The 14,734-nt window shown below is 64.6% G+C and carries 17 protein-coding genes; 11 read left to right on the forward strand and 6 right to left on the reverse strand.

What is annotated here, in order from left to right:
* The first annotated feature begins 284 nt into the window (after positions 1-284).
* The 3 genes from RM192_RS17120 to RM192_RS17130 are packed head-to-tail and all read left to right on the forward strand — an operon-like array spanning position 285 to position 2,358.
* Positions 285-1,106, forward strand: a complete 822-nt coding sequence (locus tag RM192_RS17120) for an SDR family NAD(P)-dependent oxidoreductase (RefSeq protein ID WP_311508852.1) — start codon at positions 285-287, stop codon at positions 1,104-1,106.
* An 11-nt stretch (positions 1,107-1,117) separates the two neighbouring features.
* Positions 1,118-1,963, forward strand: coding sequence for an SDR family oxidoreductase (locus RM192_RS17125; protein ID WP_311508853.1), 846 nt, complete (start codon positions 1,118-1,120; stop codon positions 1,961-1,963).
* Positions 1,960-2,358, forward strand: coding sequence for a hypothetical protein (locus RM192_RS17130; RefSeq protein WP_311508854.1), 399 nt, complete (start codon positions 1,960-1,962; stop codon positions 2,356-2,358). Before RM192_RS17125 ends, RM192_RS17130 begins: the two co-directional genes overlap by 4 nt.
* Before the next feature lie 15 nt (positions 2,359-2,373).
* Here the strand turns inward: RM192_RS17130 and RM192_RS17135 are convergent, their stop codons facing one another.
* On the reverse strand, positions 2,374-3,579 hold the full coding sequence (locus RM192_RS17135; protein ID WP_311508855.1) for a cytochrome P450: 1,206 nt from the start codon (positions 3,577-3,579) through the stop codon (positions 2,374-2,376).
* A 231-nt stretch (positions 3,580-3,810) separates the two neighbouring features.
* Between RM192_RS17135 and RM192_RS17140 the strand changes: the two genes are divergently transcribed.
* From RM192_RS17140 to RM192_RS17155, 4 genes are all read left to right on the forward strand, one after another.
* Positions 3,811-5,145: an MFS transporter gene (locus RM192_RS17140; protein ID WP_311508856.1), complete on the forward strand. Its 1,335-nt coding sequence runs from the start codon at positions 3,811-3,813 to the stop codon at positions 5,143-5,145.
* A gap of 108 nt (positions 5,146-5,253) precedes the next feature.
* Positions 5,254-6,093 (forward strand): NAD(P)-binding domain-containing protein, encoded by an 840-nt coding sequence (locus RM192_RS17145; RefSeq protein ID WP_311508857.1) that lies wholly within the window; start codon positions 5,254-5,256, stop codon positions 6,091-6,093.
* Positions 6,094-6,192: 99 nt separating this feature from the next.
* The gene (locus RM192_RS17150; protein ID WP_311508858.1) at positions 6,193-7,536 is read left to right on the forward strand and encodes an MFS transporter; all 1,344 of its coding nucleotides are present in this window, start codon (positions 6,193-6,195) and stop codon (positions 7,534-7,536) included.
* 95 nt (positions 7,537-7,631) lie between these two features.
* Entirely contained in the window at positions 7,632-8,810 is a 1,179-nt protein-coding gene (locus RM192_RS17155; protein WP_311508859.1) for a flavin-dependent monooxygenase, read from the forward strand.
* 103 nt (positions 8,811-8,913) lie between these two features.
* On the opposite strand, the gene RM192_RS17160 is transcribed toward RM192_RS17155, so the two are convergent.
* On the reverse strand, positions 8,914-9,207 hold the full coding sequence (locus RM192_RS17160) for a hypothetical protein (RefSeq protein ID WP_311508860.1): 294 nt from the start codon (positions 9,205-9,207) through the stop codon (positions 8,914-8,916).
* Positions 9,208-9,412: 205 nt separating this feature from the next.
* Between RM192_RS17160 and RM192_RS17165 the strand changes: the two genes are divergently transcribed.
* Both RM192_RS17165 and RM192_RS17170 read left to right on the forward strand, forming a co-directional pair.
* A complete protein-coding gene (locus tag RM192_RS17165) occupies positions 9,413-10,072 on the forward strand; it encodes a hypothetical protein (protein WP_311508861.1) in 660 nt (219 codons plus the stop codon).
* Between the two features lie 19 nt (positions 10,073-10,091).
* Positions 10,092-10,478, forward strand: a complete 387-nt coding sequence (locus RM192_RS17170; RefSeq protein ID WP_311508862.1) for a VOC family protein — start codon at positions 10,092-10,094, stop codon at positions 10,476-10,478.
* 9 nt (positions 10,479-10,487) lie between these two features.
* Here the strand turns inward: RM192_RS17170 and RM192_RS17175 are convergent, their stop codons facing one another.
* Positions 10,488-11,699, reverse strand: coding sequence for an aromatic ring-hydroxylating dioxygenase subunit alpha (locus tag RM192_RS17175; protein WP_311508863.1), 1,212 nt, complete (start codon positions 11,697-11,699; stop codon positions 10,488-10,490).
* A 141-nt stretch (positions 11,700-11,840) separates the two neighbouring features.
* Complete coding sequence (locus RM192_RS17180) at positions 11,841-12,158, reverse strand: 2Fe-2S iron-sulfur cluster-binding protein (RefSeq protein WP_311508864.1); 318 nt, start codon at positions 12,156-12,158, stop codon at positions 11,841-11,843.
* Positions 12,159-12,308: 150 nt separating this feature from the next.
* Between RM192_RS17180 and RM192_RS17185 the strand changes: the two genes are divergently transcribed.
* On the forward strand, positions 12,309-12,599 hold the full coding sequence (locus RM192_RS17185) for an antibiotic biosynthesis monooxygenase family protein (protein WP_311508865.1): 291 nt from the start codon (positions 12,309-12,311) through the stop codon (positions 12,597-12,599).
* Between the two features lie 4 nt (positions 12,600-12,603).
* Here the strand turns inward: RM192_RS17185 and RM192_RS17190 are convergent, their stop codons facing one another.
* Together RM192_RS17190 and RM192_RS17195 are read right to left on the reverse strand one after the other, a co-directional pair.
* Positions 12,604-13,245: a TetR/AcrR family transcriptional regulator gene (locus RM192_RS17190; RefSeq protein WP_311508866.1), complete on the reverse strand. Its 642-nt coding sequence runs from the start codon at positions 13,243-13,245 to the stop codon at positions 12,604-12,606.
* 40 nt (positions 13,246-13,285) lie between these two features.
* Entirely contained in the window at positions 13,286-13,972 is a 687-nt protein-coding gene (locus RM192_RS17195; protein ID WP_311508867.1) for an EthD domain-containing protein, read from the reverse strand.
* Between the two features lie 38 nt (positions 13,973-14,010).
* Between RM192_RS17195 and RM192_RS17200 the strand changes: the two genes are divergently transcribed.
* Positions 14,011-14,679 carry a malonic semialdehyde reductase gene (locus RM192_RS17200; protein WP_409233840.1) on the forward strand — a complete coding sequence of 223 codons (669 nt, stop codon included), beginning with the start codon at positions 14,011-14,013 and terminating at the stop codon, positions 14,677-14,679.
* Positions 14,680-14,734 lie beyond the last annotated feature (55 nt).

A 14,734-nucleotide genomic window follows, 5' to 3' on the forward strand; every position in this document is an offset into this window, starting at 1 on the left:
GCGGTTCTCCCTCCGCAAAGAGTGCATGGTTCGCTATTTGAGCCGTCCTGCTTGATGGATTCCGGAAGAAATCTTCGGCCCGTTTTATGCATGATTATGGATTCGAGCTATCGCGCCGCCACCCACACGCCTCCTGCCGAGAGGTAGGAACCATGACAGGGCGGTGCTGCAATGGTTGCTCCACAGATTGCGTCACGAGCGCAGCAGGGAGACTTCAGGATGCCCGGCCATTCGATAAAGCGCCTTACCGCCATGCGCCCCGATTTTGCCCGCGAGCAATTCCGGTGAGGCGTCTGGAAGGCAAAGTCGCCGTCCTGACCGGCACCAGCGGCGGGATCGGCGCGGCAACCGCGCGGCGGCTGGCCTCCGAAGGGGCAAGACTGGTGCTGGCCGACATCGATCTGGCAGGTGCCGAACGCACCGCACAGGCGGTCCGCGACGCGGGCGGCGAGGCGGTCGCCCACTACCTCGACCTTGCCGACGAGGCGAGCATCGCGGCGCTGATCGCGGATGCCATCGTGCACTACGGCCAGATCGACGTGCTGTTCAACAACGCCGCCGATACCCGCCATGAAACGATGGTCAACGACGCGGCGGTCGAGTTCATGGACGCCGATGTGTGGGACGGTGTGTTCCGCATCAACACGCGCGGCACCATGCTGATGATCAAGCACGTCCTGCCGCACATGATCGCAGGCGGCGGCGGTTCTATCATCAACACCAGTTCGGGGGCATCGTTGCGCGGTGATCTGTTCCGCGTTGCCTATGCCTCGTCCAAGGCCGCTATCAACGTACTGACCGAATATGTCGCGGCGCAGTACGGCAAGAAGGGCATACGCTGCAACGTTGTCTCGCCGGGGCTGGTGGTGACCGAGAACGCCGCCATGAATCAGGGCCATAACCTCGATCTCTACCTTGCCCATCACCTCACACCGCGCCTCGGGTGGCCCGAGGATCTTGCCGCGATGGTGGCTCTGCTAGCGTCCGACGACGGCAAGTTCATCACCGCTCAGGTCATCCCGGTCGACGGCGGGATTTCCACGCACTTCCCGCACGTTGCCGAAACGCGCGGCGGCGTCGACGCTTACAAGCCGGCCAAGAACTGAGGAGCCAGACCATGGGCAGACTGACCGGAAGAACCTGCATCGTTACCGGAGGCGCCGGCGGCCTCGGCTCGGCCACCGTGCGGCGGCTTTGCGCCGAAGGCGGGCAGGTCGTGATCGCGGACATCATGCTGCAACCGGCCGAGGCACTGGCGGAAGAAATCCGCAGTACCGGCGGCGATGCCATCGCGCTGCATGTCGATCTTGGCGATCCCGCCAGCATCGCCGCGCTGATAGACCAGACGCTGGCGCATTACGGCAAGCTCGAAGTAATCTTCAACAACGGCGCAGCGACCGACGCCGATTTTCTGAACCGTGACGGCATGGCCGGTGACATGGACATCGATGTCTGGGACGAGACGTTCCGGGTCAACGCGCGCGGCACGATGCTGATGATCAAGCATGCCTTGCCCGCGCTGCTCGCATCGGGCAGCGGCGCGATCATCAACACCAGTTCGGGCGCCGCGCTGCTCGGCGATCTGGCGCGCACCGCCTATGCCGCGTCCAAATCGGCGATCAACGCGCTGACGCTCTATGTTGCCGCGCAATATGGCAAGCAGGGCGTGACCTGCAACGTGATCTCGCCCGGCATGGTGCCCACCGCCCCATCGCGCGCCAACCAGCCCGAGCTGATCCGCATGGTCGAGCGCCATCACCTGACCCCGGAACTCGGCTATCCTGAAGACATCGCCGCGATGGTCGCGCTGCTGGCTTCGGACGATGGCCGCTTCGTCAGCGGGCAGATCCTGCGCGTTGATGGCGGAGTGACCAAGGCCTTCGCCCACGTTGCAGACAACCGCGACCAGTTCGAGGCGCATGTCACCGGCCAGCGCGAAGCCGCCGCGGGAGTATCGGCATGACCCAGGTGGCACTGGACGCGGTAGCCGCAGTGGCCCGCTCGTGGGAAGAGGCCTGCCGCGCTCTCGACAGCGACCGGATCGTCAGCCATCTCGCCGATCATGCAGTGGTCTGGTTCAATTACGATCCCGCCACCGAACTCGGCAAGGCCGCCTATCGCACGCGGATCGAAGAGGGGCGTGCGACTTTTGCCAACCAGCGCTACACCGAGATGCGCGTCCACCTCCACCCCGGCGGCTTCGCGCAGCAGGCAACGCTGGAAAGCGATACCCCCGCTGGCGTGATCGCCACGCCGTTCCTGTTGATCGCCACCGTTGAAGGGGGCGCGATTACCCGGCTTGCGGAATATTCCGACACCACCGGCCTGCACCGTGCCGGGCTGGCGCCCGGCACCTAGGGTCAGGACCTAGCGTCAGCCCCAGCGCAGCGGCAGTTCGGTCACCTGAATGACGTTGCCGGTGAACCACGGCACGCGGAAGCCTTCCTGCAGGCGGAACATCGGCACCGCCTTCACGAATTCCTCGATCGCGGTCTGCAATTCGCGGCGGGCAAGGTGCTGGCCAAGGCAGCGGTGGATGCTGTGGCCGAGCGTGACATGCATCGGCTTGCGATCGAGCCGCACCTCCTGCGGATTGTCATAGGCTTCGGGATCGCGCCCGGCGAGCGGGGTCGACATCGAAACGACATCGCCTGCGCGCAGGCTATGTCCGCCAAGCTGATGATCTTTCGAAACGATGCGCTGGGTCGAAACCGCCGCATAGGCGCGCAGCAGTTCTTCCACCGCCACCACGTTCTGCGACGGGGTATTCTCGCGCATGGTCTGCTGGTCCTGCGGGTTCTCGGCCAGATGGCGGAACTGCAGGCTGAGGTTGGCGGTCACGGTGTCCAGCCCGCCAAGGTAGAGGTTGAAGGCGTGGCCGAACACTTCGCGGTCGTTCCATTTGCGACCGTCCACTTCCAGCGTCATGCACTTGCTGATCAGGTCGTCGCCAGGATTCTTGCGGCGTTCCGTGATGGTTTCCATCAGCAGTTCCTTGACCGCCCGCACGCTGGCGATCTGCACATCGCGGTCGGTGCCGCGCAGCAGCTGGTTTTCCCATTCGAGAAACTGCTCAAGCCGTTCGACCGGAAGATCGATCATCTCGAGGAAGATGGTGATCGGGAACAGGATGGCGAAATCCTGCACGAATTCGCATTCGCCCTTGTCCTTGAACTTGGCGATCAGTTCCTGTGCGCGGCCACGCACCTTGCCGTCCAGCTTCATCATCTGGCTGGGCGAATAGAGCGGGTTGAGCGCCGAGCGATAGGCAGTGTGCACCGGCGGGTCGAGTTCGGTCGGGATGATATCCCAGTCCTCACCGATCATCCGCGCAAAGCCGGTATTGCCGCTCTTGTGATAGTTTTCGGAGTCGGCGTAGATCTTGCGCATGTCCTCGGCACGGCGCACGACCCAGCCCGGCTGGTTCAGCGCGACATTGTCGGCAAGAAACACCGCAGGCCCGGCGTGGACTTCCGGAACGATCGTTTCGTGCGGATTGTCATAGATGATCTTGCGGTCATACAGCGCGCAGTGGCGCATGTCCCGCGCGGGGGCCGGGCTGGTCGCAACATCGTTCATCGGTAACTGCCTTCCACTCTTCTTCGGCTACCCGCGCTCGCCTTTCCGCGCGCGCTGAAAACCAATGCATTTTGCGCCAGTGCCACGGGCTTGCCAGGCACTGGCCTATCCAAAGGTGGGTTCGCGCCTACGCGTTTGGCCGGACCTCTGCCCCGACCGGGCTTCCTGCCCGATAGCGCTGCCCGTCCCCCCGCAGGGCCGGGTGCCAACGAAAACACGAAAGGGATGAGCATGTCCGGGTCCACTGAGGCGGCGAAAGCCTCCGGATATCGCTGGATCGTGCTGCTGGTCCTGACGCTTGCGCACAGCTGCCACATCATGGACCGCATGGTCGTCAGCATCGTGATGGAGCCGGTGCGCCACGAATTCGACCTGACCGACACCCAGCTCGGCCTCATCTCCAGCCTTGGTTATGGCCTGTTCTATGGCGCCGCAGTGTTGCCGATGGGCATGCTGATCGACCGCACGGTGCGCAAGAACACGCTGGCGATCATCCTCGCGCTGTGGAGCGCGATGACCGCCGTTTGCGGGCTCGCCACCAGCTGGACGATGCTGCTGGTATCGCGCTGCGCGGTGGGCCTTGCCGAATCGGGCGGTTCGCCCGCCGGGCTTTCGCTGCTGTCCGATTATTTCCCCCCGCGTGAACGATCGACCGCAGTCGGCCTGTGGTATCTCTCGTCGGCCATCGGCTCGATCGTCACCTTCATCGTCGGCGGCATGGTCGCCGCCGCCTATGGCTGGCGCATGGCTTTCCTGTTGGCGGGCGTGCCGGGGATGATCATGGCGGTAGTCGTGTTCTTCGTCATCCGCGAGCCGGTGCGTGGCGCCAGCGATGCGCCAGCGGCAGGGACGGCACCCGCACCGGTGCCCGAAAAACTCAGCTTTGCCCGCTCGCTGGCAGAAATCGGAGCGCGGCCCGCTGCCGTCCATATCCTGCTCGGGGTGTTGCTGACCGCCGCTGCGATTTCGTCCTATTCAACCTGGTCGATCTCGTTCCTCGTGCGCCAGCACAGCCTCACGTTGTCGCAGGCGGGGCTGACGGTGGGTCTGACCTCGGGTCTGCTCGGCGCGCTCGGCGGCGCGTTCTTCGGCTGGCTGGCCGATCGCAGCAGCCGCCGCGATGCGCGCGCCAATCCCTGGCGCTCGGGCATGATCGCCGCCAGCACATCGCTGATCGCCACGTTCCTCGGCATCGCCTCGCTGCTGACTCCCGCCACTGTGCCCGCGCTGGCGCTGGTCGCGGGCTACGCGCTGTTCTTCAACAGCTACAACGGTCCGGCCAATGGCCTGCTGCTGATCGTCGTGCCGCCGCAGGTGCGCGGCTTCACCATCGCACTGCTCCAGCTGGGCGCAACCCTGCTCGGCTTCGGCGTGGCCCCGTTCGTGGTCGGACGCCTGAGCGACCTGATCGGCGGGGCGAACTCGCTCGGCTGGGCGCTGTCGATCATGCTGCTGTGCCATCCCATCGCCGCGATGCACTTCGCGCTCGCCGCCCGCCACGTAAAGCGCAGCGGCACGGGGAGCGGAAATGCCCCCGACGAGGCAGTCCAGCCCGCCGCCGCATGACGGCGCAATAAGACTGCTTTTGGCGCGCGGGCGAAGGCTTGGCCTGATGACGGCGGGCAGTCGTCCCGCTTATAAACATCCCTCAATCGGCATCAGGAGTGGTTTGAAATGGGGCAGGATATCGGTTCAGTAGGGTTCATCGGGCTGGGCAGCATGGGCGGATGTCAGGCACGCGAACTGGCCAAGCTCGCACTGCCGCTGACCGTGTTCGACAAGTTCCCCGCCGCGATGGAGCCGTTTCGCGGCAGGGCCACGCTGGCAGGCAGCATCGCGGACCTCGGCAATTGCGACGTCGTCGGTATCTGCGTGCAGGATGACAAGCAGGTCACCGAATGCTGTGACGAACTGATCCCGGCAATGAAGCCCGGCTCGGTCATCCTCGTTCACAGCACCATTCGCCCGGCCACGGCCCAGGCGCTGGCCGAACGCGCGGCGGCAGTCGGCGTCGAACTGATGGACGCGGCGGTTACCCGTACCGAAATGGGCAACGACGGCCCATTCGTGTTCTGCATGCTCGGCGGCAGTGAAGCGACGATGGCGCGCGTGCAGCCGGTGCTCGATGCCTATTCCACCAACACCATGCTGGTCGGCCCGCTCGGTTCGGCGATGGGCCTCAAGATCTGCAACAACCTCGTATCGTGGAGCCAGATCATGCTCGGTCTCGAAGCGATGGACCTGGCAGAAGCAGCGGGCGTCCCGATCGACAAGCTGATGACCGTGATGCAGCGCAACGGCGTGATGACCCCGCCGATGAACGGCTTCATCGCCTTCCGCAACAATCCGGGCGAGCAATCGCGCCGCGATCTCATGGCCGTGCAGGCCGGGATCGGCGAAAAGGATCTGACGCTGGCCGATGAACTGGGCGAGGCGGTGGGCCGCCCATCCGCGATCGGCGCGAACGTCAAGACGTACGTCAAGCAGTTCATCCTCGACGTCTGCCGCCGCTGACAGCGCACGCCCTGCTTCCTTCCAAACGATAGGGTGGTTTTTGCACCCCGAACAATAAACCCTGCCGCATTGTACACGGCGAACGGGGCGAAGCAGGGCATGGACGAAGCAAAGGGCGGCGAAACGCCCCCCGTGGGCAGCGAGAAGTGGTTCCTGCTGCTGCTCGGGCTCGTCTACATGATGAATTTCATCGACCGCACGATCATCTCGGTCGCGGGCGAGGCGATCCGCCGTGACCTCGGACTGACCGATCTGCAACTGGGACTGCTGGGCGGCCTCGCCTTTTCGCTGTTCTACGCCGCGCTCGGCATTCCTCTGGCACGCCTGGCCGAACGCCGCAGCCGCGTTGGCCTGATCGCCATCGTCACGACGATCTGGTCGGTAATGACCGCGCTGACAGGCGCTGCGGGAAGTTTCGTGCAGTTGCTGATCTGCCGGATGGGCGTGGGCGTGGGCGAGGCAGGGTTCACGCCCGCGCTCGTTTCAATGATCTCCGACCGCTTTCCCGAAGAACGACGCGCCAGCGCCTTTTCGACAATCGCGATCTGGGTATCCATTGGCGGCGCGGTGTCCGCCACCCTCGGCGGCTGGGTTGTGCAGACTTATGGCTGGCGCGCCGCGTTTGTCGTGCTGGGCCTGCCCGGCGTGATCCTTGCGGTGCTGCTGCGGCTTACCATTCCCGAGCCGCCCCGGCGCAATGCAGGCGATGCCGCCGCAACGCCCACGTTCGGCGCGGTTCTGCGCCGGGTCGGACGCTCGCCTGCATTCCTCTACCTCACCGCCGCCAGCGGTCTGGTCGGCATGGTCAGCTTCGGGCTCAACCTGTTCATGATTCCGCTGCTGGTGCGCCGCTATGGCCTCGACATCGCACAGGCCGGACTGATCTTCGCGGTGGCGCTCAGCCTGTCGATGGTCATCGGCAACTATTCGGGTGGCCGCGCCGCCGACTGGCTCGGGCGGCGCGATGTCGGCTGGTTCGGTCGCGCCCCTGCCATGCTGCTGGTCGTCTCGCTGCCGCTCTACCTGCTCGCCATTCTGCAATCGGACTGGCGCTGGTTCCTCGTGCTGATGTTCTTCGCGGCGGCATCGCTCAACGCCTTTCTCCCGGCGATCATGACAGTGACACAGCGTCTGGTTGAGCCGCGCATGCGCGCCTCTGCCGCCGCGCTCCACGCCTTCGGCCAGACCGTGGCGGGGCTGGGCATCGGCTCGGTCGCGCTGGGCTGGCTCAGCGACCGGCTCGCGGCACAAGCCTATGGCGGCGATTACCGCGCCGATTGTGCGCGCAAGGTTGTCGAAGGCGCCTGCCTCACCGCCTCGGCCACCGGGCTGCAACACGCGATGATGGCAGCTGGCACGGTGCTGCTCGGCGCTATTGTCTTCTACTTTCGCGCTGCGCACGCGTTGCGCCGCGAACTGCCGCCCGTACCAGCACCGGCCTGACCTTTGGGGCAAACGGCGCTGCGGCCTATCGCCCGAAAGGCCCGTCCATCGCGTCATCCTCTAAGCCTGCCTCAACAGTGCAAGAGGAAAGCTCGATGGCCAGTTCCACCGTCCACGCCGCGCCCGACCGGGCAGACCCGCAGCAATTGCTGGACGCTGCGCGCGCGCTGGTGCCGCACATCATTGCCGCGCGTGACGAAGCCAATCGCCGGGCCGACGTGCTGCCCCAAACCGTGGCGGCGATTCAGGCAGCAGGCCTGCTGCGCGCTTTCCAGCCTGCGCGCTGGGGCGGCCTCGAACTCGATCCGCGGCATCTTTACGATCTGCAGAACGTCTTTGCCGAACATTGCCTGTCCACCGCCTGGGTGTTCGGCGTGCTCTCGGTCCAGTCGTTCATGCTCGGACGGATGGACCCGTTGGCGCAGTCGGACGTGTGGGGCGACGATCCCGACACACTCGTCTCGTCCTCGTTCGCCCCGGTCGGGCGAGTCACCCCAGCCGAGGGTGGCTACCGCATCAGCGGACGCTTCACCTTTTCCAGCGGCAGCTCGCACGCCAGATGGGCCGTTGTCGGCGGCATGGTCCCACCTGATGATGCGCGCCCCGCGCCGCAGATGCGCCTGTTCCTGGTACCTATGGCGGATTACCGGATCGACCGGGTGTGGGACACCTTTGGCCTGCGCGCCACCGGCAGCAACGATCTGCTGATCGAAGACGCCTTCGTCCCCGCCTATCGCACCTATGTTCCCGATAGCGGACTGCTGCCGCTGCCCGCCACCTCGGGCCTGTCCGCGCTCTACCGCCTGCCTTGGCTCTATGTCTTCGCCTCATCGATCTCGAGCCTCGCCATCGGCGCGGCGCGCGGCGCATTGGCGGCCTTCACCGCCTCCACGCGCGAACGCCAAGGTGCGTTCGGATCGGGCGCTTCGCGCGACAATCCGCGCTTCCTGTCGATCATTGGCCGCGCCCGGGTCGAGATCGACACGGTCGAACGCCAGTTCCACGCCAATTACGCGCGGCTCGCCGATCTGGTAGCGCGGAACGAGGCGCTGCCGATGGATGAAGCGCTGCTCTACCGCGCAGAACTGACCGGGTTCATGCGCCGCCTTGTGCCGCTGGTGGACGAGATGATGCTGCTTCTGGGCGGGCGAGGCATCCAGCGCGATGGTCCGCTGACGCAGTTGTGGCTGGACCTCAGCGCTGCTCGTGCACACGCCGGCAACGATCCCGCCGCCGTCCACGCCCAGATGGCAGGCGAAATGCTCAAGCCCTGATTGCCAGACATACGAAAGCCGCCGGGATGCCCGGCGGCTTCGCAATCTCCAGCCAAAGGCCCGAACCCCCGGACGCACACCTGCGCGCCGGGGACACGCACGCTTAGAGGCGGTTGATTTCCTTGCGGGTCAGCGTGCTGACGACGCCGCGTTCGGTGACGCTGACAGTGTCGAGCGGAATGTAGATCATCTTCATGTCGGCGACGACGGCGACGGCGTTGCCGCGCACGCGGTCAACCCGGCCGACGCGGCGGCCATCGGCCGACCACATGGCTTCGCCGCCCTTGATGTCGGAAGCGGCGGCAGGCGCAGCAGCGGGAGCTGGGTCTGCAGCGTGCACTGCAACAGGAGCTGCAACAAGGCCGAGAGCCAGCGCGAACACGGAATGAAGTTTCATGTCTGTCACCAATGTTTCAATACGATGGGTGACGGGTTGGCCCGCCAAGACCGCCAGATAATCGCCTCGGCGCGAATTGTCGATAGTGATTCGGAAAATATCTTGAAGCAGGTGCAGCAAAGCTGCACAGGGCCTTGTGCGCCGGGTCTGGAACGTTCAGTCTGTTGCACGACAAGGCGAAAGCTAGGGAAGGGGAATACCTTCGATGGTGGTGAACAGCGAATCGGTACAGACCGAAGCTCGGCCGGGAGCAACGGCCACGGAACCCGGCGACACCATGTCGGCCAAGCGTGCCGTTGGCCGCCCGCGCCGCCTCACGCTCGATGCCATCGTCGATGCCGCCTGTCGCGTCGGGATCGAGCGGCTCGAAATGTCCACCGTCGCCCAGCAACTCAACACCGGCGTCGCCACGCTCTATGGCTATGTGCGCGGTCGTGACCACCTGCTCGAACTCGTGTCCGAACGCATGGCATCACGCGCCATTGCCGACAATTACGGTGGCACATGGCAGGAAGTGCTGCGCGGCCACGCGGCACTGTGCTTCGCCATGTTCAATTCGCGCCCGGAAATGATCGGAAACCTGATCGGCGGGGAAAAGACCGACCGCGAAGTGGCCTATGCCGCAAACATCCTCGCCATGCTGCAAAAGCGCGGCCTCTCGCGCGAACAGGCGCTGGGCATCTATGTCGAGACCAATCAGGCGGTGATCGGCGCGGCGGTCATGCTGGTACGGCGCAAGATCCTCTCCAACGCCGGCGTCGACGAGGACGGCAACGTCATTCCCCTGCCGCCAGCCCTGGGTGACTATCGCCCCACGCTCGACCGGATCGTCCGCGATTGCGAATCGATCCTGGCCGAAGCCTGATCAGCCGGCGAGCATCTCCATGGGCATCTTCACGCACATCTGCATCGGCACAAACGACCTTGATCGCGCGCGCCGGTTCTACGACGCCGCGCTGGCTCCACTGGGCATCGACAATCTCGGCGATTTCCTCGATCAAGGCCTCGGCTATGGCCGCCGCGTTGCCGAACTGCTGATCCTGCGCCCGCTCGACGGTGCCCCGGCCAAAGCCGCCAACGGGGCAACCGTCAGCTTCAAGGCCCCGTCGCGCGCAGCGGTACGCGCGTTCTACGCCGCAGGCCTTGCAGCAGGCGGCAGTGACGCAGGCGCGCCCGGACCGCGCGGCGCGGTCGAACACGCTTACGGCGCCTACCTGCTCGATCCTGACGGCAACAAGATCTGCGCCTACTGCTTCACTGAACAGGGCTGACCGCCCTCATCAGCGCTTGACGTGCGGCCCAAGCAACGGCTCGACGCGCAATGCGGGCGGCACGTTATCCGTCCCGATCCTGCGGTCGATTTCCTCGTTGTACCAGTGCAGGAACTGCTCCTGGAAGCTGAGCGCAACCCCGGTGATGTCCCCCTGCTTGTAAGATCGCTGGATCGTCGGAAACAGGCCGATGTCCTCGGCGAGCACCGATTTCTGGTTTTCGACCATCGTCGCCCAGAACGCGCGATCTTCGTCATCGTCGCGGTTCCAGCCCATGAACATGTTGACCATGACCATCTTGTCCGGGCCCTTCGGCCAGAACGACTGCCAGTTGAAGCCCACTGGATCGAGCGCGGTGAAGCTGTTGGGAAAGCACGGCAGCGCGAACACGTGATCCTTGAATCGCGCCGCGAAATCATCGGGCGCAGCTTCGTCATGCCCGGCGGAAAAGAACGACTGGCCGCCGCGCTTGCGCGTGACGAACCGTGCGTGGCCGCCTTCGAACAGCGAGACGGTAAAGCTTTTCGATTCGAGATAGGGCGCAAGCGACTTCGCGTGAACGGTGTTGACGTGATAGATCTCGAGGAAGTTGTCGTAGGCGGTCTTCCAGTTGCAGTCGATCTCGACCGCGATCATGTGCTTGACCACCATGTCGTCGATCGGGAAATCGTCGATCTGCGCGGTCAGCGGGCCAAGGAAGTCGGCAAGCGAACCTGCATTCTCGTCAAAATTGATGAAGATGAAGCCGCGCCATGTCTCGCACCTCGCCTGCGCCAGCGCTTTGTCGGCCTTGTTCAGGCAGGCGAAGTTGTGCGCTTCGGGCACCGATTTCAGCTCGCCTTCGGAAGAATAACCCCAGGCGTGGTAGGGGCAGATGAACCGGCGGGCGACACCTTCCGGCTCGGTCACCAGCGCCGCGCCGCGATGGCGGCAGGCGTTCTTGAACGCGCGGATCTTGTCATCGCTGCCGCGGCTGAGAATGATCGATTGCTCGAACTGCTCGAACAGCCGGTACGATTCCGTCTTGGGCAACTGGCTGGTGTGGCCCACGCAAAGCCAGGTCTTGCGGAACACGTGCTCCATTTCGAGCTGGTGGAATTGGGGATCGCAATAGCGTGCGGCGGGCATGTCCGGCAGTGCCGGGAACCCTTCGGGATAGCTGCTGCGCTGAAACTCGCCTTCAACCTCGGCGTACATGCGTTCAAGCTGTTTCGGGTCCATCGGCGCTATCCCCCAGGTGTCGTTGTCCGTGTTATGACGCAACGACTACCATGGACGATGCATGCGCGCAGTTGCCCTAGCTTGACGGTCAGTCAGGCAAAGGGGCGCGGCGACAAATGCAGCCGCGCCGTCTGTCGCCGCTCAGTCCTCAGGCGCGATTGTCACGCGCATGCCGTCAAGTGCGCTGGTGAAGTTGATCTGGCACGAAAGCCGCGAATTGGCCTTGCGGTGATCCGAACTGTCGAGCAGATCGCTTTCGTCCGCCGAAACTTCCGGAAGCTGCCCGGCAAAGCTGTCATCGACATAGATGTGGCAGGTGGCGCACGAACAGCAGCCACCGCACAGGGCCAGCAGTTCATCGACGCCTGCGTCGCGGATGATTTCCATGACCGACACGTTGGTGGCCGCTTCGACGCTCTGTTCGGACCCGTCGCGATTGGTGACAATAAGCGTAGGCATTGCTGATACTTCTCCGGAAGTGGTGTAACCTTCGGGCCTGGGACCCCCGCAGCGGAGCCTTGGACCGGCAGAACGACCGGCTCCCCTGTCTGTCGATAGGTCGCCCGTGCGGCTCTGCGCCCCAAGCCATTGCAAGAGGAGACCCCGACGATGCCCGCCTTTCTACGCCTCTACCGCATGACCGCTCATGAAAGCGAAGGCCCGGCGCTGCGCGCCGCGCTCGAAACGCTCGCCGCCCAGGTGCAGCGGATCGAAGGCTGCGAAGGCACAGAACTGCTCCAGGACTGCGACAAGCCCGACCAGTTCGTGCTGCTCGAACGCTGGACTTCGGCTGAAGCGCACAAGGCGGGCGGGAAGCTGCTCGGCAAGGAAGCATTCGCGCCGGTGATGGCTGCTCTCGCCGGACCGCCCGAAGCCGCCTCGCTCAACGCGCTCGGCTGAGCGCCTATCTGCGCAAGGCGCGCATGATGAAATCGAGAGCAAAGGCGCGTGTGTCCTCTGGCTTCTGCTGCCAGCTGCGCCCCGAATAGCGCTCCAGCATCGTCGAGGAGGAAAGGCAGCCGACCGTGATGATCACGGTCATGAATTCGATCCTGTTGCTGTCGATATCGGCGTGGAACACGCCCTCGGCCTGCCCCCGGCGCACCACCTCTGCCAGACGCTCGGCCAGCGCGGTCTGCAACAGGCGGATCTGGTTGATCGAACGCAGCTGCGCGCCATCGTGCATGCTCTGATCGAGCGAGACCATGCCGACGATGGGGTCTTCGGCATAGACATCGTAGACGCCTTCAAGATAGGCGCGCACCGCCTGTTCGGGCGCAAGGTCCTCGAACGGAATGCGCAGCAGGCGCTCGTTCGTCTTGATCGATATGTCCTTGAGCAGCTCCCAGTAGAGCTCGTCCTTCCCCTTGAAGTAGAAGTAGACGATCTGCTTGCTCACCTTCGCGCGGCGGGCAATGTGCTCTACTTTTGTGCCGTCAAAGCCATTGGCGCCGAATTCCGCACGCGCGGCTTCGAGGATGTTGCGGATCGTCGCCGTGGGATCGCGCGGCCTGCGTGGACGCGGCAGGGTTTGCTCGTCGGTCATCGCCCCAGCCTATCAAGCCGCAGCGCACCATGCCAGCCTGTCACGCAGGCACCCGCCACCCGCCTTGCACGCCTGGCGCCACGAACAATTCGCGCTCGCTCACCATCATCGTGACAATGGCCGACCGGTCCACGAACAGCACCTCGTCTTCCGCAATCGCGCGCATCACCGGCGAATCCTCGCCGACCGAGGCAAGGTCCGCCGGATCGACCCAGTATTCGGGCATCCCGTCAAAATCACAGACCGACCCCGGCGGCTGATCGCTGGCGGTAACGTGGTTCTGGAAATAGAGCCGGAGGAAATCGGCGGCGTTGTGCTCAACCAGACCGACCTCGACATGGCGGGTGCGCCAATGGTGCTGCGCCTGCTCGCGCGTAAGGTCGGCGCGGCGCTTCAGGGTGACCATGATCTTGTTGGGCAGGGGGCGGCGCCCGCTATCGCAGATCAGCACCTCCTCGACCACCATTTGCACCACATCGCCGTGCCCGCGCAGGCTTGCGGCAAAGCGGTCGGCATCGGCGCGGCCTGCAAACCAACTCTCGACGATCCCGGCATAAGGCGGCGGCGCGGTTGACCCGGTGCGCACATTGATCGGCAGGACATCGTTGAAGATCAGCCGTTGCAGCCCGCCAACGCCCGATGCGAGCTGACCTTGCACAAACCCGTCCCAACCCTGCTCGGCAGGCGTGGGCCGCAGCAACGAAATCAGCTTTACCGCCTGTTCCACGCGCATCCTCCCGCGCGTTTATCGCGCTTGCCGCTGTCATGGACCGGAACGTCTGCCGCGCTCCCCATCGCCCGGCAGGTAGGCAGCGTCGGACCACCGGGTTAGGCAGGGGAATGGACCACCAACCCTTAGGCGACGACGCACTCGCCCAGCTTTTCACCGCCGCGCGCACGTTCAACAGCTGGTCCGACCGGCGGGTTGACGAAGCCACTGTGCGCCAGCTCTATGCGCTGGTTTCGCAAGGGCCGACCGCCGCCAATTCGCACCCCGCCCGCTTCGTGTTCCTTCGCAGCGCCGCCGCGCGCGAACGTCTGCGCCCGCACTTGAGCGCAGGCAATGTCGACAAGACCATGGCAGCGCCGTGCTGCGTGATCGTCGCCTACGACACGCGCTTCTACGAATATATGCCCCAGCTGTTTCCAGACCGCGACTTTTCCGCCACCTTTGCCGGCAAGGACGCCGTGATTGCCGATACGGCAACGCGCAGTTCCACGCTCGCGGGCGCCTATCTCATTCTGGCAGCGCGCGCGCTCGGGCTGGATACGGGGCCAATGTCGGGATTCAACGCCGAAACGCTGAACGCGGACTTCTTTCCTGACGGGCGCTGGAAAGCCAATTTCCTTTGCAACATCGGCTATGGCACGCAGGAAAAACTGTTCCCGCGCAATCCCCGCCTCGCGTTCGAACAGGCCTGTCTCGACCTGTGACAAACACCCGCGACAGGCGCGCCAACCGGGCGCCGATTGCATTTACCCATCCAAA

Source organism: Novosphingobium sp. MMS21-SN21R, assembly GCF_031846015.1.
Taxonomy (GTDB): Bacteria; Pseudomonadota; Alphaproteobacteria; order Sphingomonadales; family Sphingomonadaceae; genus Novosphingobium.